At 73.0% G+C, this 19,264-nt stretch carries 19 protein-coding genes and 1 riboswitch; of the genes, 9 read left to right on the top strand and 10 right to left on the bottom strand.

Annotation, left to right across the window (positions count from 1 at the left end; genetic code table 11):
• Positions 1 to 11: 11 nt before the first annotated feature.
• Positions 12 to 1,031, bottom strand: coding sequence for a LacI family DNA-binding transcriptional regulator (locus ACFQQI_RS03885; protein ID WP_378558200.1), 1,020 nt, complete (start codon positions 1,029 to 1,031; stop codon positions 12 to 14).
• Positions 1,032 to 1,428: 397 nt separating this feature from the next.
• Here ACFQQI_RS03885 and ACFQQI_RS03880 point away from each other — a divergent pair, with 397 nt between their 5' ends.
• Genes ACFQQI_RS03880 through ACFQQI_RS03870 form a run of 3 tightly spaced genes read left to right on the top strand, consistent with a single transcriptional unit; the run spans position 1,429 to position 3,340 of the window.
• A complete protein-coding gene (locus tag ACFQQI_RS03880; protein WP_378558197.1) occupies positions 1,429 to 1,797 on the top strand; it encodes a YciI family protein in 369 nt (122 codons plus the stop codon).
• Entirely contained in the window at positions 1,794 to 2,135 is a 342-nt protein-coding gene (locus ACFQQI_RS03875; RefSeq protein ID WP_378558194.1) for a YciI family protein, read from the top strand. Before ACFQQI_RS03880 ends, ACFQQI_RS03875 begins: the two co-directional genes overlap by 4 nt.
• A 41-nt stretch (positions 2,136 to 2,176) precedes the next feature.
• Complete coding sequence (locus ACFQQI_RS03870) at positions 2,177 to 3,340, top strand: RNA polymerase sigma factor (protein WP_378558190.1); 1,164 nt, start codon at positions 2,177 to 2,179, stop codon at positions 3,338 to 3,340.
• Here the strand turns inward: ACFQQI_RS03870 and ACFQQI_RS03865 are convergent.
• The 6 genes from ACFQQI_RS03865 to ACFQQI_RS03840 form a co-directional block, all read right to left on the bottom strand.
• Positions 3,315 to 3,590 (bottom strand): MoaD/ThiS family protein, encoded by a 276-nt coding sequence (locus tag ACFQQI_RS03865; protein ID WP_378558187.1) that lies wholly within the window; start codon positions 3,588 to 3,590, stop codon positions 3,315 to 3,317. The two genes, ACFQQI_RS03870 and ACFQQI_RS03865, sit on opposite strands and share 26 nt — an antisense overlap.
• A gap of 21 nt (positions 3,591 to 3,611) precedes the next feature.
• Complete coding sequence (thrC, locus tag ACFQQI_RS03860) at positions 3,612 to 4,877, bottom strand: threonine synthase (protein WP_378558184.1); 1,266 nt, start codon at positions 4,875 to 4,877, stop codon at positions 3,612 to 3,614.
• A 10-nt stretch (positions 4,878 to 4,887) separates the two neighbouring features.
• A riboswitch (SAM riboswitch) is annotated at positions 4,888 to 5,035 on the bottom strand.
• Positions 5,036 to 5,115: 80 nt separating this feature from the next.
• Entirely contained in the window at positions 5,116 to 7,428 is a 2,313-nt protein-coding gene (lon, locus tag ACFQQI_RS03855; protein WP_378558181.1) for an endopeptidase La, read from the bottom strand.
• A gap of 120 nt (positions 7,429 to 7,548) precedes the next feature.
• Positions 7,549 to 8,391, bottom strand: a complete 843-nt coding sequence (gene otsB / locus ACFQQI_RS03850; RefSeq protein ID WP_378558178.1) for a trehalose-phosphatase — start codon at positions 8,389 to 8,391, stop codon at positions 7,549 to 7,551.
• A gap of 33 nt (positions 8,392 to 8,424) precedes the next feature.
• Positions 8,425 to 8,916, bottom strand: a complete 492-nt coding sequence (locus ACFQQI_RS03845) for a LytR C-terminal domain-containing protein (protein ID WP_378558175.1) — start codon at positions 8,914 to 8,916, stop codon at positions 8,425 to 8,427.
• Between the two features lie 3 nt (positions 8,917 to 8,919).
• Complete coding sequence (locus ACFQQI_RS03840) at positions 8,920 to 9,216, bottom strand: DUF3263 domain-containing protein (protein ID WP_378558172.1); 297 nt, start codon at positions 9,214 to 9,216, stop codon at positions 8,920 to 8,922.
• A 117-nt stretch (positions 9,217 to 9,333) separates the two neighbouring features.
• Here ACFQQI_RS03840 and ACFQQI_RS03835 point away from each other — a divergent pair, with 117 nt between their 5' ends.
• A complete protein-coding gene (locus ACFQQI_RS03835; RefSeq protein ID WP_378558169.1) occupies positions 9,334 to 10,353 on the top strand; it encodes a Gfo/Idh/MocA family protein in 1,020 nt (339 codons plus the stop codon).
• Between the two features lie 6 nt (positions 10,354 to 10,359).
• Here ACFQQI_RS03835 and ACFQQI_RS03830 read toward each other — a convergent pair whose 3' ends face one another.
• Positions 10,360 to 10,998, bottom strand: coding sequence for a response regulator (locus tag ACFQQI_RS03830; protein ID WP_378558166.1), 639 nt, complete (start codon positions 10,996 to 10,998; stop codon positions 10,360 to 10,362).
• Positions 10,995 to 12,296 (bottom strand): sensor histidine kinase, encoded by a 1,302-nt coding sequence (locus ACFQQI_RS03825; protein ID WP_378558163.1) that lies wholly within the window; start codon positions 12,294 to 12,296, stop codon positions 10,995 to 10,997. The genes ACFQQI_RS03830 and ACFQQI_RS03825 overlap by 4 nt, the downstream gene beginning before the upstream one ends.
• 97 nt (positions 12,297 to 12,393) lie before the next feature.
• On the opposite strand from ACFQQI_RS03825, the gene ACFQQI_RS03820 reads away from it, so the two are divergent.
• The 5 genes from ACFQQI_RS03820 to ACFQQI_RS03800 are packed head-to-tail and all read left to right on the top strand — an operon-like array spanning position 12,394 to position 18,314.
• A complete protein-coding gene (locus tag ACFQQI_RS03820) occupies positions 12,394 to 12,837 on the top strand; it encodes a nuclear transport factor 2 family protein (RefSeq protein ID WP_378558160.1) in 444 nt (147 codons plus the stop codon).
• Positions 12,838 to 12,873: 36 nt separating this feature from the next.
• Positions 12,874 to 14,313, top strand: coding sequence for a trehalose-6-phosphate synthase (locus ACFQQI_RS03815; RefSeq protein WP_378558157.1), 1,440 nt, complete (start codon positions 12,874 to 12,876; stop codon positions 14,311 to 14,313).
• 29 nt (positions 14,314 to 14,342) lie between these two features.
• Positions 14,343 to 15,494, top strand: coding sequence for an alpha/beta fold hydrolase (locus ACFQQI_RS03810; protein WP_378558154.1), 1,152 nt, complete (start codon positions 14,343 to 14,345; stop codon positions 15,492 to 15,494).
• Positions 15,495 to 15,522: 28 nt separating this feature from the next.
• Positions 15,523 to 16,893, top strand: a complete 1,371-nt coding sequence (locus tag ACFQQI_RS03805) for an MFS transporter (RefSeq protein WP_378558151.1) — start codon at positions 15,523 to 15,525, stop codon at positions 16,891 to 16,893.
• Positions 16,890 to 18,314, top strand: coding sequence for a pyridoxal phosphate-dependent decarboxylase family protein (locus ACFQQI_RS03800; protein WP_378558148.1), 1,425 nt, complete (start codon positions 16,890 to 16,892; stop codon positions 18,312 to 18,314). Before ACFQQI_RS03805 ends, ACFQQI_RS03800 begins: the two co-directional genes overlap by 4 nt.
• Before the next feature lie 19 nt (positions 18,315 to 18,333).
• Here ACFQQI_RS03800 and ACFQQI_RS03795 read toward each other — a convergent pair whose 3' ends face one another.
• Positions 18,334 to 19,260, bottom strand: a complete 927-nt coding sequence (locus ACFQQI_RS03795; protein ID WP_378558347.1) for a carbohydrate kinase family protein — start codon at positions 19,258 to 19,260, stop codon at positions 18,334 to 18,336.
• Positions 19,261 to 19,264: the final 4 nt, after the last annotated feature.

The raw sequence follows: 19,264 nt of genomic DNA, 5'->3' as shown, positions 1-19,264 counted from the left end.
ACGGACGTGCCTCACGCGCTGCCGCGGACCACCAGGTGGGTGGGCAGCATCCGACCCGGTTGCGGGGTGCCTGCGCTCCGGGTGGCCTCGAGCACCATGGCCGCCATCTCGCGACCCATCTCCTCCGGCGACTGGTGGACCGTGGTGAGCGGCGGCGTGGTCGACTGCGCGACCGGAGCGTCCTCGAACCCGACGACCGCGACGTCCTCGGGCACCCGGAGCCCGGCCTCGCCGAGCACGCGCAACGCCCCGGCGGCCATCAGGTCGTTGGCGCAGAAGACCGCGTCGACCTCGCCGCCGGCGAGCAGCGCGCGCATCGCCTCCTCGCCGCTGACCCGGCCGAAGTCGCCGCGGGCGACGAGGCGCTCGTCGACCGGCAGCCCGGCGGCGGCGAGCGCGGCGGCGTACCCGTCGAAGCGCGAGTGGCCCGCGACCATGTCGGCCGGCCCGGCGATGGTCGCGACGTGGCGTCGGCCGAGGCCGAGCAGGTGCTCGACCGCGAGCCGGGCGCCCTGGACGTTGTCGACGTCGACGAAGTCGTGCTCGACGTCCGCGCCGGCACGGCCCCCGACGACCACGGGTACGCCGTGGGCGCGGATCCGGGCCGGCAGTTCGTCGTCGTCGTGGAGCGAGAGCAGCAGCACGCCGTCGACGTGCTGGCGGGTGAGGTACTCGTCGAGCGCGCCCGGCCTGCGGGAGGCCTGCGCGAGCACCAGGATGAGCTGGCGGCCGGCCTCGGCCAGGGCGGTGCCGATGCCGCGGATGATGCCGGCGAAGAACGGCTCTCCGAAGACGCGCTCCTCCGACTCGGCGATGACCAGCGCGATCGCGTCGGTCCGGCGGGTGACCAGCGCCCGGGCGGCGGCGTTGGGCACGTAGCCGAGCTCGTCGATCGCCTGCTCGACGGCGAGCCGCGCCCGCTCGGAGACCTTCTCGCCGCCGTTGATCACCCGCGAGGCGGTGCCGCGGCCGACACCGGCGCGAGCGGCCACCTCTTCGAGGGTGGGACGGGTACGCGGCGGCCGGGTCATGGCGTCAGTATGCCGACGGCGGCCGGTCCGCGAGTCCGGGTTCGACGTGCGAACGGCGGGCCCGGGAGGTCGAGGAGACCCCGGGCCCGCCGCACGTCGGGGCCCGAACCGGGACCGCGGTCCCGGACGGGCACTCCTCCACGCCGTTGCGAGGCCATCGCGCGGTCCACCCCTCGTAGCGTCGTGGATGTGGGAGCGTTCCCACCACACACTTTGCGGGTTCCGGCGGAGTGCTGTCAAGGCTGTAACGGGGTGTTGTGGCGTCCTCTCACCCGTCATGACGGGTCAACAGCGCCCACAACACCCCGATACAGCTCCAGCGCTCAGCGAGCTGTCGAATTCGTGGGGTGCCGCCCGTCATCCCGGTGTCAGACTCACAACGACGAGAGGAAACACCATGACCACGTACGTCGTCCTGCTCCCCGGAGACGAGACCGTCTGGGAGTCCGCGACCGAGGAGCAGCGCTCCGCCATGTACGCCAGGCACGGCGAGTTCTCCCGTGCCCTCGAGGAGCGCGGCCACAAGATCCTCGGCGGCGCCGAGCTCACCCACTCCCGCGAGGCGAAGGTGGTGCGGCGCACGGGCGACGGCACGACCGTCACCGACGGGCCGTACGCCGAGACCGTCGAGCAGCTCGGCGGCTACTACCTCGTCGACAGCGACGACCTCGACGACCTCCTCGACGTGTGCGGGATCCTCGCGGACGAGACCTGGCCGGTCGAGGTCCGCGCGACCGTCGGCGGTGACCTGGCGGAGGCACCGTGAAGTTCGTGCTGCTGATGGCCGAGGAGGACCACTTCGAGAGGTGGGACGCCGCGGACGAGGCCGCGCGGCAACGCGTGGTCGCCGACTTCGAGGCGTTCGACGCGGCCGTGGCAGAGCGCGGGTCGGTAGTCGGGGGCGAGGCCCTCGCCCGGCCGGCCGACGCCAGGACGCTGCGCGCGGGCGCGGTGACCGACGGCCCGTTCGCCGAGACCGTCGAGCAGATCGGCGGCTTCTACGTCATCGAGGTCGAGTCGATCGAGACGGCCGTCGAGCTCGCCGGGCTGCTGCCTCGGGACTACACCGTCGAGGTCCGACCGGTCCCCGAGGTCCCGATCTGACCCCGATCGAGCGGCTGCTGCGCGAGGAGTGGGGCCGGCTGTTGGCCCTGCTCGTCGCGCAGTACCGACGCCTCGACCTGGCCGAGGACGGGCTCGCCGACGCGTTCGAGGCCGCCGCCCGCACCTGGGACGCCCTTCCCGACAACCCGCCGGCGTGGCTGCTCACCGCGGCCCGGCGCCGCATCGTCGACCGGCTGCGGTCCGAGGCCGTCGCCGCCCGCAAGCTTCCGCTGCTCGCGGTCGAGTCGTCCCTCCAGGAGGAGGCCCAACGAGTCATGGCCGACGACGGCTCGGTGTCGCTCGACGAGCGGCTGCGGCTGGTGCTCCTGTGCGCGCACCCGTCGCTGGCACCCGAGTCCGCGGCGGCGCTGACCCTGCGGCTGGTGCTCGGCGTACCCACCGAGGACGTCGCCCGCCTCTTCCTGGTGCCGACGCCGACGATGGCCGCGCGGCTCACCCGCGCCCGCAAGCGGCTGGCCGGCGAGTCCTTCACGATCCCCGACGACCTCGGGCCGCGGGTGGCGGTGGTGGCCGACATCGCCTACCTGGCGTTCACGGCCGGCTACGCCCCGGGCTCCGGGCCCGACGTCGTGCGGACGGCGCTGGCCGGAGAGGCGGTCCGACTGGCGCGCGTGCTGCGCGCGGTCGTGCCGTACGACGACGTCGAGGTGGACTCGCTCCTGGCGCTGATGCTGCTCCAGCACTCCCGTCGCGACGCCCGCGTTGCCGATGGCCGGCTGGTGCTGCTGCCCGACCAGGATCGCACCGCCTGGCACGCCGACGAGATCGCCGAGGCGCTCGGCCTGCTGCGCCCCCTGGTCGACGCGCCGCCCTCGCCGTACCTCCTCCAGGCGCTCGTCGCCGCCGAGCACGCCATCGCGCCGTCGGCGGCCGAGACCTCGTGGGACCGGATCGTGCTGCACTACGACGAGCTGCTCGCGCTCCGCGACTCCCCCGTGGTCCGGCTCAACCGCGCGGTCGCCGTCGCCGAGGCGTCCGGCCCCGACGCCGGGCTCGCCGCCCTCGACGGACTGGTGCTGCCGGGGCACCGGCTGGCGGCGACCCGGGCCGAGCTGCTCGCCCGCGCCGGCCGCGTCGACGAGGCGCGCACGGCGTACGACGAGGCGATCGGGCGCTGCTCGAACCTCGCCGAGCGAGCGCACCTGATCGAGCGGAGCCTCAGCCTCCCGCCACCGCGGGGATGACGGAGATCTGCGTGCCGTCGGGCGTCGGCGTGGCCAGGTTGTCGAGGAACCGCACGTCGTCGTTGCCGACGTAGACGTTGACGAAGCGGCGCAGCTCGCCCGACTCGTCGAGGATCCGGCCCTTGATGCCGCTGAAGCTGGAGTCGAGGTCGTCGAGCACCTCGCTCAGCGTCGCGCCCGAGGCGGTCACCTCGGACTCGCCACCGGTGTAGGTGCGCAGGATGGTCGGGATCCGGACGGAGACGGACATGCGGGGCTCCTCGAGATGGGGTCAGGCCAGGCCGGTGGCGGCGAAGGCGGCGTACGTCGGTTCGATGGTCGCAGCCGGCCCGACCGAGCCGGAGACCGCGTCGAGGGTCTTGAGGCCGTGGCCGGTGTTGATCGCGACGGTCTCGAGGTCCGGGTCGAGCTGGCCGGTCTCGACGAGCTTCTTCAGCACCGCGACGGTCGTGCCACCGGCGGTCTCGGTGAAGATGCCCTCGGTGCGGGCGAGCAGGACGATGCCCTCGCGGACCTGGTCGTCGGTGACGTCCTCGACGGCTCCGCCGGTCTGGCGGCAGATGTCGAGCACGTAGATCCCGTCGGCCGGGTTGCCGATCGCGAGGCTCTTGGCGATCGTGTCGGGCTTGACCGGGCGGATCGCGTCGACGCCGGCCTTGTAGGCGACCGACACCGGCGAGCAGCCCTCGGCCTGGGCGCCGAAGACCTTGTAGGGCTTGTCCTCGACGAGGCCGAGCCTGATCAGCTCCTGGAACGCCTTGTGCACCTTGGTCAGCTGCGACCCGCTGGCGACCGGGATCACGATCTGGTCGGGCAGCCGCCAGCCGAGCTGCTCGGCGATCTCGTAGCCGAGCGTCTTGGAGCCCTCGGCGTAGAACGGGCGGACGTTGACGTTGACGAACGCCCAGCCCTCCTCCTCGCCGGCGATCTCGGAGGCCAGCTTGTTGACGTCGTCGTAGTTGCCGTTGACGGCGACCAGCGACTCGGTGAAGACGGCCGAGTTGACCTGCTTGGGCTGCTCGAGGTTGCTCGGGATGAAGACGACGGTCTTGATGCCGGCACGGGCGCCCGCCGCGGCGACGGCGTTCGCGAGGTTGCCGGTGCTCGGGCAGGCGAAGACCTTGGCGCCGAGCTCGCGGGCAGCGCTCAGCGCGCACGCGACGACGCGGTCCTTGAAGGAGTTGGTCGGGTTGGTCGAGTCGTCCTTCACCCAGAGGTTCGTGATGCCGAGCTCGGCCGCGAGGTTGTCGGCCTTGAGCAGGCGGGTGAAGCCGGGCTCGGTGTTGGGGCTGGTCTCGATGTCGGTCGGCACCGGCAGCAGCGCCTTGTAGCGCCAGATGTTCCGCGGGCCGGCCTCGATCTGCTCGCGGGTGACGGTGCCGAAGTCGTAGGCGATCTCCAGCGGTCCGAAGCACTCCGGACACGCATAGTGGGGACCGAGCTCGACGTGGTGCCCGCACTCGCGACAGGACAGGGCCTTCGCGTTCCCGAACGCGCCCTCGCGCAGGACCGGCTTCTCGACAACAACGGCGCTCATGAGTTCCTCCTTCTCATCTTCCCCGGCTGCGACGGTCGCGCCGGGCGGAATTGGCACCGTTTCCACGAACCGCAACCGGCTGGTCTGCCGGGGGCGGAGGCTCGTGGCGGTTGCCGGGACGTCGTAGGGCCGTATCCCTCAGTCCCTCTGGATGAGCTGTCGAGAACACTACCGGTCGTGTCTCAACATGCGTACGCCGGTCCCGAATGCTGGGCATCCGGGACCGGCGTACGTCGGGTCAGGCCGCTGCGCGACCGCTCGCCGCGGAGGCGAGCGCGCCGCGGACCACGTCGAGCACGTCGCCGACGACGTGCACGGTCAGCGACTCGAGCACGTCGGCCGGGACGTCGTCGAGGTCCGGCTCGTTGCGCTGCGGCACGAAGACCTCGGTCAGGCCCGCCCGCTGGGCGGCGAGCAGCTTCTGCTTCAGGCCGCCGATCGGCAGCACCCGCCCGTTCAGCGTGACCTCGCCGGTCATCCCGACCTCCGAGCGCACCGGGCGTCCGGTGAGCAGCGACGTCAGCGCGGTGACCATCGTGATGCCGGCCGATGGGCCGTCCTTGGGCACCGCGCCCGCCGGGACGTGCACGTGGATCGCCTTCTCGAACGCCCCCGGGTCGACGCCGAGCTCGGCCGCGTGGCTGCGGACGAAGGAGAGCGCGATCTGCGCCGACTCCTTCATCACGTCGCCGAGCTGGCCGGTCAGCGTGAGCCCGGCACTGCCCTCCGCGACGGAGGCCTCGATGAAGAGCACGTCACCGCCGAGGCCGGTGACGGCCAGGCCGGTCGCGACGCCCGGGACCGCCGTACGCTCCGCCGACTCCGGCGTGAAGCGCGGCCGGCCGACGAGGTCCTTGAGGTCGGCGACGTCGACGTCGACCCGCTCGGCGCCCGTCGCCAGCCGGGTCGCCGCCTTGCGCAGCGCCTTCGCGAGGAAGCGCTCCATCTGCCGCACGCCCGCCTCGCGGGTGTAGTTGGCGGCGATCTCGCGCAGGGCGCCGTCGGTGATCGCGACCTCGTCGACCGTCAGCGCGGCCCGCTCCAGCTGGCGCGGCAGGAGGAAGTCGCGGGCGATGGCGACCTTGTCGTCCTCGGTGTAGCCGTCGATCGTGACGAGCTCCATCCGGTCGAGGAGGGCGCTCGGGATCTGCTCGACCACGTTGGCCGTGGCGATGAAGACGACGTCGGACAGGTCCAGGTCGAGCTCGAGGTAGTGGTCGCGGAACGTGTGGTTCTGCGCCGGGTCGAGCACCTCGAGCAGCGCGGCCGCGGGGTCGCCGCGGTAGTCCGCGCCGACCTTGTCGACCTCGTCGAGGAGGACGACCGGGTTCATCGAGCCGGCCTCCTTGATCGCGCGGACGATCCGGCCGGGGAGCGCGCCGACATACGTGCGCCGGTGACCGCGGATCTCGGCCTCGTCGCGGACGCCGCCGAGGGCGACCCTGACGAACTTCCGACCCATGGTCCGGGCGACGGACTCGCCGAGCGAGGTCTTGCCGACGCCCGGAGGTCCGGCGAGCAGGATCACGGCGCCGGACCCGCGGCCGCCGACCACCTGCAGGCCGCGCTCGGCGCGGCGGGAGCGGACGGCGAGGTACTCGACGATCCGCTCCTTGACCTCGTCGAGGCCGTGGTGGTCGGCGTCGAGCACCGCGCGGGCGGCGGCGATGTCGGTGGAGTCCTCGGTCGTCACGCTCCAGGGCAGCTCGAGGACGGTGTCGAGCCAGGTGCGGATCCACGAGGCCTCGGGGTTCTGCTCGCTGGACCGCTCGAGCTTGTCGACCTCCTTGAGCGCGGCCGCGCGGACGTGCTCGGGCAGGTCGGCGGCCTCGACGCGGGAGCGGTAGTCCTCGGCGCCCTCGGGCTCGCCCTCGCCGAGCTCCTTGCGGATCGCCGCGAGCTGCTGGCGCAGCAGGAACTCGCGCTGGCTCTTCTCCATGCCCTCGCGGACGTCCTCGCCGATCTTGTCGGTGAGCTCGGCCTCGGCGAGGTGCTCGCGGGTCCAGCCGATCAGCCGGAGCAGCCGCGACTCGACGTCGGGGTCCTCGAGCAGCTCGCGCTTGCGGTCGACGGAGAGGTACGGCGCGTAGCCGGCCGCGTCCGCGATCGCGCTCGGGTCGCTCATCTGGTGCACCTGGTCGATGACCTGCCAGGCCTCGCGGCGCTGGAGCACGGCGACGACCAGCCGCTTGTACTCCTCCGCGAGCTCCGTGGCCCGGTCGGTGACGACGTCCTCGACGGGCTCGACCTCGACCCACAGGGCCGCGCCGGGACCGGTGACCCCGCTGCCGATGCGGGCGCGGGTGCCGGCCTTCAGGACGGCGGCGGGGCCGCCGCCGCTGAAGCGGCCGACGCGGTCGATCGTCGCGATCAGGCCGTACGACGCGTAGCGGTCCTCGAGCCGCGGCGCGACGAGGACCCGGCTGTCAGAGCCGGCGCGGGCCGCGTCGATCGCGGCCCGGGAGGACTCGTCGAGCGCGAGCGGGACGACCATGCCCGGCAGCACGACGAGGTCGGAGACGAAGAGAACGGGAAGTCTGGTGGCAGTCACGCGACGGCCCTCCCTTTCGGAATATTGAGTGATGACGACTCAACTTCCGGGCGGCTCCCAGTGTTCCGGAGGCCCTCTCCTGTTCGTCGACAGCGAACAACCCACCGGGATAGTCAGGGACTACCGCGACGAGCGCGCATCCACCGTCAGCTGGCGGAGCAGGTCGAGGACCCCGTCGGGGCCGGTGACGACGACATCGGAGAGCGGGACGAGGGCGCTCTCCTCGGCGGAGGCGGAGCAGACCAGGAGGGTGGGCATGCCGCCGGCACGGAGCTCGCCGATCGCCTCGAAGGCCTCGAGGTCGCCGAGGTCGTCGCCGGCGAAGAGGAACGCGCCGGCGTCGATCTCGTCGACGAGCGCGTGTACGGCGAGGCCCTTGTGCATGCCGGGCGAGCGGACCTCGATGACGTTGCGGCCCGGCTCGACGACCAGGTCGCAGCGCTTGGCGAGGTCGCCGATCGCGGGCAGCAGCCGCTGGAACGCAGCGTCGCGGTCGGGCAGCCGGCGCGTGTGGACGGCGACGGCGAGGCCCTTGTCCTCGACGTAGGCGTCGGCGGCGTCGTGGCGCCGCAGCAGGGCGGGCAGGTCGCGCTCGAACGTCGCGAGCCCCTTCGGCGGGCGGGGCGAGAGGATCCGGCGGTTGGTCGACGACCAGCGCTCGTTGCCGTACTGGCCGAAGACGTGCAGGTCGCTGCCGGCGTCGCCGAGCCGTCGGCCCACGTCCTCGAGCCCGCCGAGGTCGAGCACCTGACGCGCCGGGCGCCCGGTGATGACCGCGATCCCCGCCACCTCGCCGGCGAGGTCGACGATCACGTCGGAGGCGTCCGGGTGGATGTGGGCCTGCTCGGGGTCGTCGACGATCGGGGCGAGCGTGCCGTCGAAGTCGAGGCCGACCACGGCCCGTGACGCGGCCCGCACGAGGTCGGCGTACCGCTGCTCACCGTCGCGCGAGGTGAACTCCATGGGTCCACCCAACCACGGCGCCTGCGGGCAGGCTCAGCCGAGCGGCTCCGTCAGGATCAGCGTGAGCCGGTCCTGGCGCATCGGGTCGACCGCCGGCGCGGTGCGCTGCACGCCGAGGTCGAGGGCGAGCGTCTTCGCCGCGCGCTGGAGCTTCTGCGGGTAGTAGACCGTGGTCGACGGGATCGTGCCGTACCAGTTGTCGGTGGCGACGACCGCCCAGCCGATCCCGGTGGCGCGCTCGGCGACGCGGCCGGCCAGGCCGGTGACGCCGGAGTTGTTGTAGACCTCGACGTAGACCTTGCCGCGCTGCACGGGCGGCTTCTCGGGCTTGGCCTTCTTCGTGGGCTCGTACGTCGGGGAGGGCGACTCGCTCGGGGTCTCCTCCTGGACGACCGGGGTGACCTCGCGCTCGGTCGGCTCGCCGCCGCGGGTCGCGACGTACGCGATGCCGGCCATCGCGACGGCCAGCACGCTGAGGATGACGACCGGGGACGGGAAGACCGCTCCCCGCTGGTTGCGCGCCACGGCTCAGACCTCGAAGCCGAGGCGGCGGGCGGAGCGCTGGCGCTGCCGCGCGGCGCGGAGCCGGCGCAGCCGGCGGACCAGCAGCGGATCGGCCTCCAGGGCCTCCGGACGGTCGATCAGCGCGTTGAGCACCTGGTAGTAGCGCGTCGACGACATGTCGAACTGCTCCCGGACGGCGGTCTCCTTGGCACCGGCGTACTTCCACCACTGCCGCTCGAACGCCAGGATCTCCTGGTCGCGCTCGCTCAGGCCGGGCGTCGCGTCGCCGGCGTCGCCGTGAAGTGCGTTGGCGGCGTCCATGGTGCTCCTCCCCCGGAGATCTGCTGTCGACACTGCTGGTCAGCCTCACTATAGGGCGGCGAACCACAACGATGTGATTCGGGTGGCGGCGAGTCGTGGCCCGCTACTGTCCGGGCCATGACCGACACGACAGGCGAGATCGGGTGGGGCATCCTCGCCACCGGAAAGATCGCGCGGACCTTCGCCGAGGACCTGGCGCTGGCGCCCGGCGCCCGGCTCGCCGCGGTGGGTTCGCGGCGGCTCGGCAGCGCCGAGGCGTTCGCCGCCGAGCACGGCGGCACGGCGCACGGCTCCTACGAGGAGCTGGTCGCCGACCCGGCCGTCGACGTCGTCTACGTCGCGACCCCGCACGCGCTGCACCTCGACAACGCGCGGCTGGCGTTCGAGGCCGGCAAGCACGTGCTGTGCGAGAAGCCGCTCACGCTCGACACCGCCGACGCGGAGGAGATGGTGCGACTGGCGCAGGAGCACGACCGCTTCCTGATGGAGGCGATGTGGACGGCCTGCCACCCCACGATCCGGGCGCTCCGCGACCGGCTGCGCTCGGGCGAGCTGGGGCGGCCCCGGCACCTGCACGCGGAGCTCGGCTTCCGGGTCGAGGCCCCGCCGGAGGACCGGATGTTCGACCCGGCGCTCGGCGCCTCCGCGCTGCTCGACATGGGCATCTACCCGCTCACGTTCGCCCACTTGATGCTCGGCCCGGCCACCGACGTGCGCGCGACGGCCGACCTCAGCGCCGGCGGCATCGACCTCGACGTCTCCATGACGGGGCGGTACGCCGACGGCGCGCTCGCGACGATGACCGCCTCGGTCACCTCCTGGTCGTCGCGGCGCGCGGAGATCGCCACCGACCTCGGCCGCATCGAGCTCGACGACTTCCACCACGCGACGCACGCGACGTTCACGCCGTACGTCCAGGCCGAGGGCAGCTGGGTCTTCGAGCCCGGCGAGCCGGTCAGGATCGCCGGCGAGGAGCCGGTCATCGGCCGCGGCTACGCCCACGAGATCGTCGAGGTCGGCCGCTGCCTGCGCGAGGGCCTGCGCGAGAGCCCGCTGGTGCCACACGAGCAGACGCTGGCGATCCTGCGGACCATGGACGACGTACGCCGCCAGGTGGGCGTGACCTTCCCGGCCTGAGGCGGGTCAGCGCAGGAACTTCAGCACCGCTGCCACCCGGCGGTGGGCCGAGTCGTCGTCCGGCGACAGGCCGAGCTTCGCGAAGATCCGCTGGGTGTGCTTCTCGACGCCGCCGAGGGTGACCGTCAGCGCATCGGCGATCGCGGCGTTCGAGCGACCCTCGGCCATCAGCGCCAGCACCTCCCGCTCGCGCGGGGTCAGGTCGGCCAGCGGGTCGCGGTTGCGGCCCATGAGCTGGCGCACGACGAGCGGGTCGAGCGCGGTGCCGCCCGCGGACACCGCCTGCACCGCGCCGAGGAAGTCGTCGAGGTCGCTGACCCGGTCCTTGAGCAGGTACCCGACGCCGCCGTCGCCGGTGGCGAGCAGCTCGTCGGCGTAGGACACCTCGACGTACTGCGAGAGAACGAGCAGCCGGGCGTCGGGCCAGGTCCGGCGCACCTCGACCGCGGCCCGCAGCCCCTCGTCGGTGTGGCTGGGCGGCATGCGCACGTCGACGATGCCGAGGTCCGGCCGCTCGCCGAGCATCGCGTCGACGAACGCCGGCCCGTCGGCGACCGACCGCACCACCTCGTGACCCGACTCCGCGAGCAGCAGCTGCAGGCCCTCGCGGAGCAGGAACGAGTCGTCGGCGATCACCACCCTCATACAGGGATCCTCGCAAGGATCGTGGTGCCACCGCTCTCCGGCGACGTGACCTCGAGCGTGCCGTCGACGGCGGCGAGCCGCTGCCGCAGGCCGGCGAGGCCGAGGCCCTTGGCCGGGTGGGCGCCGCCGACGCCGTCGTCGACGACGCACACCTCGACCTGACCCGCCTGCGCGACCACGGTCACGTCGACCGAGGCCGCCTCGCTGTGCTTCGCGACGTTGGTGAGCGCCTCGGCGACGACGAAGTAGACGGCCGTCTCGACGTGCGGGGGCAGCTGCGCCGGCACGTCGATGAAGGAGCCCACGGGCACGCTGCTCTGGGTCAGCATCTCCTCCAGCGCCGCCTTCAGACCGCGATCGACGAGCAGCGGCGGCGCGATGCCACGGCTCAGCGCACGCAGCTCGGCCACGGTCTCGCGGGCCTGGGCGAGCGCAGCGTCGAGGGTCTCGGTGGCACGCTCGGGGTCGTCCGCGACCTGGCGCCGGGCGCGGCCGAGGTCCATGGTCAGGCGGACCAGCCGCTGCTGCGGGCCGTCGTGGATGTCCCGCTCGAGCCGGCGCAGCGACTCTGCCTCCGCCATCCGGGCCGCGTCGCGACCGCCCTCGACCCGCGCGACCTCGCTCTGCAGCTCGGCCCGGCTGCTGAGCAGCACCCACGCCAGGCTCGCGTGCATCGTGGTCACCAGGCGCACCACCCACGGCAGCGTCAGCGCCAGCGCGGCTCCGATGGCGAGGTTGAGCCAGCTCTCCGCCGTACGCCCCTCGCCGAGTCCCAGCAGCTCGGCGAGCCCGGTGTTGTCGGGGTCGTCGGGGATGAAGCGCTGCCAGAACCAGTAGGTGAGCCCGCCGGCCGCGCCGGCCCACCAGACGATCGCGACGGTGAAGGCGATCGTCCCCGTGACGAGCCCGACCAGCGCCCAGACGACGTCGAGCCAGGACTGCGGGTCGCGGAGCGGCGTGAGCTGGCGGCGCCAGAAGCCGTCGCCGGGGCGCGCGCAGACGTACGACGGGGTCGCGGCGCGCCGGCCGAGCATGCCCTCGAGCCGGATCCGCTCGAAGCGGGCGAAGCCCCGCGCCACCATGACGCCGACGCTGATCAGCAGGATCCCGCCGATGAAGACGGCCAGCGCGACTCCGAGCGAGAGGTCGATGACCACCACCACGAACGCCACCAGCGCGATCGGGAACGCCGACAGCGAGTAGCCGGTCTCGTAGAGCACCCGGCGCAGGCCGCGCGGGCGCTCGACCGGGCGCGCGGTGGTCGGTGGGGCCAGGGGCATGGTCAGCGTCTCCGTCATGCCATGAACGCTAGGAAGATCAGGGGTCGGCGCCGATCCTGCCAGCAGGACAGTCGTTGTCGGGCCAGCCCGACAACGCCGTACCTATGCTGTCGCCGTGACCGACGCCGTCCGCGACATCGAGAACCTCCTCTACGAGTACGCCGAGAGGGTCGACGCCGGCGACCTCGACGGCGTCGCCGAGCTCTTCGCGCACGGCCGCGTCCTCGGGCAGCAGGACGGCCCGCCGGAGACGGTCTTCGAGGGTCGAGACGGCGTACGCCGGCTCTACGGCCGGGCGGTCCGGATCCACGAGGACGGCACGCCGAAGACCCGGCACCTGACGACCAACGCGCGCATCGTCGTCGACGACGACGCCGGCACCGCGACCGCGCGCAGCACCTACCTCGTCACCCAGGCGACCGCCGAGCTCCCCCTCCAGGTGATCGTCACCGGGCGCTACCACGACACGTTCCACCGCATCGACGGCGTCTGGTGGTTCGACAGCCGGACGATGTTCCTCGACCAGGTCGGCGACGTGAGCCACCATCTCGGGCTCTGAACCCGGACCGCCCACCTCTCACCTAAGGTGAGGACCGTGGCCACCTCGGGCGGAGCAGACCTCGTCATCGTCGCGAACCGCCTGCCCGTCGACAGCGTCGAGAACCCGGACGGCTCCCCCGGCTGGCGCCCGTCGCCCGGTGGGCTGGTCTCCGCGCTCGAACCGGTGATGCGCGCGAACGACGGCACCTGGATCGGCTGGCCCGGCGGCACGGACACGGGCGACCAACCCTTCGAGGCCGACGGGCTCGACCTCGTCCCGATGTCGATGTCGCCCCAGGAGGTCGAGGAGTTCTACGAGGGCTTCTCCAACGCGACCCTGTGGCCGCTCTACCACGACGTCGTCGCCAAGCCGGAGTTCCACCGCGAGTGGTGGGACACCTACGTGACGGTCAACCGGCGGTTCGCCGAGCGCGCCGCGCAGGTCGCGGCCGAGTCGGCGACCGTGTGGGTGCACGACTACCAGCTCCAGCTGGTGCCGGCGATGCTCCGCGAGCTGCGACCCGACCTGCGGATCGGCTTCTACCTGCACATCCCCTTCCCGCCGGCCGAGCTCTTCCAGCAGCTGCCGTGGCGACGCCAGCTCCTCGAGGGCCTGCTCGGCGCGGACCTGGTCGGCTTCCAGCTGAGCGGCGCCGCCCAGAACTTCGTCCGCCTCGTCCGCCAGCGCGTCGGCCACAAGACCCACCGCGACCTCGTCTACCTGCCCGACGGGCGGATGGTGCGGGCGAAGGCGTTCCCCATCTCGATCGACTCCGCCGGCTACGAGGAGCTGGCGCGGTCCGCGGAGGTCACCCAGCGCGCCAAGGAGGTCCGCGAGGCACTCGGCAACCCGCGCAAGATCTTCCTCGGCGTCGACCGGCTCGACTACACCAAGGGCATCTACGCCCGGCTGCGCGCGTTCGCCGAGCTCATGCACAGCGGTGAGTTCGACGTCGAGGACGCCGTGTTCGTCCAGGTCGCGACGCCGTCGCGGGAGCAGGTCGAGCAGTACCGCATCCTGCGCGACGACATCGAGCGCCTGGTCGGCCGCATCAACGGCGACCTCGGCAAGATCGGGCAGCCGGCGATCCACTACCTGCACGCGTCGTACCCGCGCGAGGAGATGGCCGCCTTCTTCCGGGCCGCCGACATCATGGTCGTCACCCCGCTGCGCGACGGCATGAACCTCGTCGCCAAGGAGTACGTCGCCTGCCGCTTCGACAACGACGGCGCACTGGTCCTGTCCGAGTTCGCTGGTGCGGCCGACGAGCTGCGCCAGGCGTGGCAGATCAACCCCTACGACATCAACGGCATGAAGTCCGCGCTGCTCGAGGCCTACCACGCCGAGCACCGCGAGCTGACGCGCCGGATGAGGGCGATGCGCAAGCAGGTCATGGAGCACGACGTGGGCGCCTGGGCCGACAGCTTCCTCACCGAGCTCGGGGCGGTGCGGCCCACGCACGGCAAGAGCGTCCGCCCGGCCCGGCGTTCCTGACCGCGCCCGGCGCGAGTAGGTTCGAGGCCATGGATCTCGTGCCGAAGCCGGACCAGGTGGCCGCGGCGGCAGGGAACCTCGCTCACCTCATGGTCTACGGCGGTCTCGCCGACCTGCGCCCGATGCCGCGCACCCTGATCGACGACGGCACGCTGCGCGAGGTCTACCACTACCGCCCTGACGCCGCGGTCGAGCAGCACGGCGACCCGGTGCTGCTGGTGACCCCGCTCGCCGCCCCGGCGAGCTGCTTCGACCTTCGCCGTGGCTGCTCGCTCGTCGAGCACCTGGTCGAGGGCGGGCGGCCGACGTACCTCGTCGAGTACGGCCCGGTCTCCTTCCGCAACCGCACGCTCGGCCTGGAGCACTGGGCCGAGGAGGTCGTGCCGGCCGCGATCCGCGAGGTGTCGCAGCATGCGGACGGCCGGCCCGTGCACGTCGTCGGCTGGAGCCTCGGCGGGATCTTCGCGATGCTGGCGGCCGCCGACTTCTCCGACCTGCCGATCGCGTCGCTGTCGGTGCTGGGCTCTCCCGTCGACGTGACGAAGGTGCCGCTGGTCGCGCCGCTGCGCCCGCTCCTCACCGCCTCGGACTGGCCGGGCATCGTCACGCGCACCTACCGGGCTCTCGGCGGCGCTCCTCCCCCGCTGGTGCGCTGGGCCTTCCAGCTCACGTCCTTCCAGAAGCTCGTCACGAAGCCGCTCGCGATCGCGGTCCACCTCGACGACGCCGAATGGCTGGCCCAGGTCGAGGCCGTGGACAGCTTCACCGCCGCGATGACGGCGTACCCCGGCCGCAGCTTCGGCCAGCTCTACCACCGCTTCGCCAAAGGCAACGCGCTGGCGAGCGGCACCGTCGAGCTCGGCGACCACCCGGTGTCGCTGTCGTCGATCACCGCGCCGACCCTGGTGTTCGCCGGCGCCACCGACGGGATAGCGCCGGTCGCCGCGGTGCGCGCGGTGCTGCCGCTGCTGAGCGGAGCGCGCGACGTCCGGTTCGAGATCGTGCCGGGCGGCCACCTCGGCATGCTGGCCGGTCGCGGCGCCCGCACCACGACGTGGCAGGTGCTCGACGAGTGGTTCGAGCAGTGGGACCGGAAGCGGCGTGCGCCGAGGAAGTCGGACATCGGCGCGAACCCTCGGCGCCGACACTCCTCCGCCGCGTCGCGCGCACTCGCCCCCTGAGCGCGCCGCGGGCGCTAGCCTCCGGTCCATGCCAGCCACCTCGTCCGGGAGCGCCCTCCCGCGCGGCGTCCGGGTGGGCTACGGCTCGGGCTCCGTCGCCACCGGCGCCTTCGGCACCGTGCCGGGCCTGATGCTCCTCCCCTACCTGACCGACAGTCTGGGCATCGCCGCGATCGCGGCCGGGTTCATCGTGTTCCTGCCGAAGGCGTGGGACGTGATCCTGAACCCGATCGCCGGCCGCATCAGCGACCGCTCCGTCGACCCGCGCGGGCCGCGCCGGCCGTGGCTGCTGCGTGCCGGCCTGGCGCTCGCCGCCGGCTTCGCGCTGCTGTTCGCGGCGCCGGAGATGGCGACCGGGCTCGAGGCGCTGTGGGTGCTCGTGCTGTTCCTGGCCTGCGCCACGGCGTACGCGTTCTTCCAGGTGCCGTACGTCGCCATGCCCGCGGAGATGACCTCGTCGTACGACGAGCGCACGCGGCTGATGACCTGGCGGGTCGCGATCCTCGCGTTCACGATCATGCTGGCCGGCGCGAGCGCGCCCGCGATCCGCGACGCCGTCGGCGGCCGCGACGGCTACCGGGTGATGGGCGTGGCCATGGCCGTCATCATCCTGGTCGGTGTCGTCAGCGCCTACGTCGGCACGCGGCGCGCGCCGGTCACCGCGCCGCAGCCGGGCGCCGGGAGCCTGCGCGACCAGCTGCGGATCGTCGCGAACGCCCGCGACTTCCGGTGGCTGCTGACGTGCTTCGTCGTCCAGGCGCTCGCCACCGGGTGCATGCTCGCCGGTGTCGACTACCTCGCCTCCGACGTGCTCGGCCGGGACGGAGCGGCCACGATCCTCTTCATCTGCTTCGTCGGGCCCGCGCTGCTGCTCACGCCGGTCTGGTCGGCGATCGGGACCCGGGTCGGCAAGAAGCGCGGCTACGCCGCCAGCTCGCTCGTCCTCGCCGCCGGCGCCCTGCTCGCGGTGACCGCGCAGTCCGCGCCGACGGCCTTCGTCTACCTCGCCGTGGTGCTGGTCGGCGTCGGGTACGCCGGCTGCCAGGTCTTCCCGATGGCCATGCTGCCCGACGCGGCCGCGGTCGACGCCCGGCGCACCGGCTCCAACCGCGCCGGCGTCTACACCGGCGTGTGGACGGCCGGCGAGACCCTCGGCCTGGCCCTGGGACCCGGCGTCTACGCGCTCGTGCTCGCGCTCGGCGGCTACCGGTCATCGACGGACGGCGACGCGGCGCAGCCCGACTCGGCCCTCACGGCCATCACGCTCGGCTTCTCGCTGCTGCCGGCCGCCCTCATCCTGCTCAGCCTGCTGTGGCTGCGTCGCTACTCCCTGACCGCGGCGGACGTCGACGGCGATGCCGGGGTCTCGACGGGCTCGACCACCGGAGGACTCGCATGACCGACCCCCTCGCCCGGCTGCGCGAGATGCAGGCCGCGGACCTGCCCGTGCACGGCGGCCGCACGCTCGCCTACGTCTACGACTCCGGGCTCGCCGACGTCGACCGGATCGGTCGCGAGGCCGTCGCGGCGTACGCAGGCTCCAACGGGCTGGACCCCACGGCGTTCCCCAGCCTGCTGCAGATGGAGAACGACCTGGTCGGCTTCGCGGCCGGCCTGCTCGACGCCCCCGACACCGTCGTGGGCACCGTGACGTCCGGCGGCACCGAGTCGTGCCTGCTCGCCGTGCAGGGCGCGCGCGACAGCCGTCCCGAGGTCCAGCGGCCGCGCATGGTCGTGCCGTCGACGGTGCACGCCGCCTTCCTCAAGGCCGCCCACTACTTCGGCGTCGAGGCCGTGGTCGTCCCCGTCGGCGCGGACTTCCGCGCGGACCCGGCTGCGATGCTCGCCGCCGTCGACGAGGACCCCGAGCGGACCGTGCTCGTCGTCGTCTCCGCCCCGTCGTACGCCCACGGCGTCGTCGACCCCGTCGCCGAGATCGCACCGGCCGCCGCAGCGCGCGGGATCCGCTGCCACGTCGACGCCTGCATCGGCGGCTGGGTGCTGCCGTACGCCGCGCGGCTCGGCCGGGAGGTGCCACCCTGGACGTTCGCCGTGGAGGGCGTCACGTCCATCTCGGCCGACCTGCACAAGTACGCCTACGCACCCAAGGGCACGTCGCTCCTGCTGCACCGGACGCAGGAGCACCGCAGGCCGCAGTACTTCGCCCACGCCGACTGGCCGGGCTACACGATGCTCAACTCGACGATGCAGTCGACGAAGTCGGGCGGCCCTCTCGCCGGCGCGTGGGCCGTGGTGCAGTCGCTGGGTGACACGGGTTACGAGCTCCTTTCCCGAGAGGTCTTCGAAGCCGTCGACGCGATCGTCGCAGGCATCACCGACACTCCCGAGCTGCGCGTCGTGGTCCGCCCGGACTCCACCCTGGTCGCGCTCGTCACCGACGACACGTGCGACCCGTTCACCGTCTGCGACGAGATGGCCGCACGCGGGTGGTACGTCCAGCCCCAGATGTCCTACGCCGACCAGCCGGCCACCATCCACCTGTCCGTGAGCGCGGCGACGCTGGCCGGCGTCGGCGACTTCCTCGCCGCGCTGCGCGATTCCGTCGCGGCCGCCGTCGCCGCAGGCCCGGTGACCGTCGATCCCCAGGTCGCGGCGTTCATCGAGGCCCTCGACCCGGCGGCGCTGACCGACGACGACTTCGACGGGCTGCTCGTCGCCGCCGGGCTGGTGGGCGGCGACGACCTGGCGCTCCCCGACCGGATGGCCGAGGTCAACGCGATGCTCGACCTGGCGTCGCCGAGGATGCGCGAGGCTCTGCTCGTGGCCTTCCTCGACCGGCTGCAGCGGCCGACGCGCTGAGAACTCCGCCGACCGCCGGTTACCGCCGCGCCGCGGACGACGCGAAGGTCTCCACCGAAGCCAGGTCGTAGCTGCCCGCGTCGGTGCCGAGCCCACCGGCCACTTGGGCCGCGGTCGCGCAGCCGAGCTCGGCGGCCGCGCGCAGGTCGCGACCCAGCGACAGCCCGCGCACGAAGCCCGCCGAGAACGCGTCGCCGCACCCGGTCGTGTCGACCACGTCGACGACGTACGCCGGCACCTCGATCACCTCGTCGGCCGTGACGACCAGCGCGCCCTTCGCCCCCTGCGTCACCGCCACGCAACCGGCGCCGGCGTCGACCAGCGCCCGGGCGCCGTCGGCGAGCGACGCCGCGCCGGTGAAGCCCAGCACCTGCTCGTCGTTGGGCAGCAGGTAGTCGGTGTGCGGCAGCGCGTCGGCGATCCACGCGAGCATGTCGGGGTCGCCCGGCGCGAGGACGTCGAGCGAGGTGACCGCCCCGATCGACCGCGCGTGGGCGAGCAGCTTGCCGGCCGCCTCGCCGCCGAGGAACTCCGGTCCACCGAGGTGCAGGTGGTCGATGCCGTCGAGCCGGTCGAACGGCAGGTCGTCGACGGTGAACGCCCCGTTGGCGCCGATGCAGTGCCACGCCGGGCGGTCCCCGTTCGGCCGCACCGGCAGCACCGACGCCGACGTCTGCGCCTCGGCCTTGCGCACCAGCCCGGACACGTCGACGCCCTCGCGCTCCAGCAGCGTGAGCAGCGTGTCGGCGATCGGGTCGGTGCCGACGGCGCCGTACGACGCGACCTCGGCGCCGAGCCGGCTGAGCACGAGCGCCGTGCCGCCCGCCGTACCGGCCGCGGACATCCGGATCGTCTCGACGAGCTGACCGTCGGAGCCGCCGGGGATCGACTCGATGCCGATCACGTGGGTGTCGAGAACGTGCACGCCCACCGCGGCGACCCGCATGCCG

The organism is Nocardioides sp. GCM10030259 (assembly GCF_042666375.1).
In the GTDB taxonomy this organism is placed as follows: domain Bacteria; phylum Actinomycetota; class Actinomycetes; order Propionibacteriales; family Nocardioidaceae; genus Nocardioides.
The sequence above is the reverse complement of the archived record's forward strand: the minus strand, read 5'-3'. Positions and strand labels throughout refer to the sequence as shown.

What these genes read in the sequence shown, in the direction of transcription:
- ACFQQI_RS03825 (WP_378558163.1), bottom strand. Translation starts at nt 12,296, where the DNA reads ATGACGGAGACGCTGACCATGCCCCTGGCCCCACCGACCACCGCGCGC.
- otsB (WP_378558178.1), bottom strand. Translation starts at nt 8,391, where the DNA reads ATGGAGTTCACCTCGCGCGACGGTGAGCAGCGGTACGCCGACCTCGTG.
- ACFQQI_RS03805 (WP_378558151.1), top strand. Translation starts at nt 15,523, where the DNA reads ATGCCAGCCACCTCGTCCGGGAGCGCCCTCCCGCGCGGCGTCCGGGTG.
- ACFQQI_RS03885 (WP_378558200.1), bottom strand. Translation starts at nt 1,031, where the DNA reads ATGACCCGGCCGCCGCGTACCCGTCCCACCCTCGAAGAGGTGGCCGCT.
- ACFQQI_RS03830 (WP_378558166.1), bottom strand. Translation starts at nt 10,998, where the DNA reads ATGAGGGTGGTGATCGCCGACGACTCGTTCCTGCTCCGCGAGGGCCTG.
- thrC (WP_378558184.1), bottom strand. Translation starts at nt 4,877, where the DNA reads ATGAGCGCCGTTGTTGTCGAGAAGCCGGTCCTGCGCGAGGGCGCGTTC.
- ACFQQI_RS03880 (WP_378558197.1), top strand. Translation starts at nt 1,429, where the DNA reads ATGACCACGTACGTCGTCCTGCTCCCCGGAGACGAGACCGTCTGGGAG.
- ACFQQI_RS03835 (WP_378558169.1), top strand. Translation starts at nt 9,334, where the DNA reads ATGACCGACACGACAGGCGAGATCGGGTGGGGCATCCTCGCCACCGGA.
- ACFQQI_RS03865 (WP_378558187.1), bottom strand. Translation starts at nt 3,590, where the DNA reads ATGTCCGTCTCCGTCCGGATCCCGACCATCCTGCGCACCTACACCGGT.
- ACFQQI_RS03795 (WP_378558347.1), bottom strand. Translation starts at nt 19,260, where the DNA reads ATGCGGGTCGCCGCGGTGGGCGTGCACGTTCTCGACACCCACGTGATC.
- ACFQQI_RS03840 (WP_378558172.1), bottom strand. Translation starts at nt 9,216, where the DNA reads ATGGACGCCGCCAACGCACTTCACGGCGACGCCGGCGACGCGACGCCC.
- ACFQQI_RS03810 (WP_378558154.1), top strand. Translation starts at nt 14,343, where the DNA reads ATGGATCTCGTGCCGAAGCCGGACCAGGTGGCCGCGGCGGCAGGGAAC.
- ACFQQI_RS03800 (WP_378558148.1), top strand. Translation starts at nt 16,890, where the DNA reads ATGACCGACCCCCTCGCCCGGCTGCGCGAGATGCAGGCCGCGGACCTG.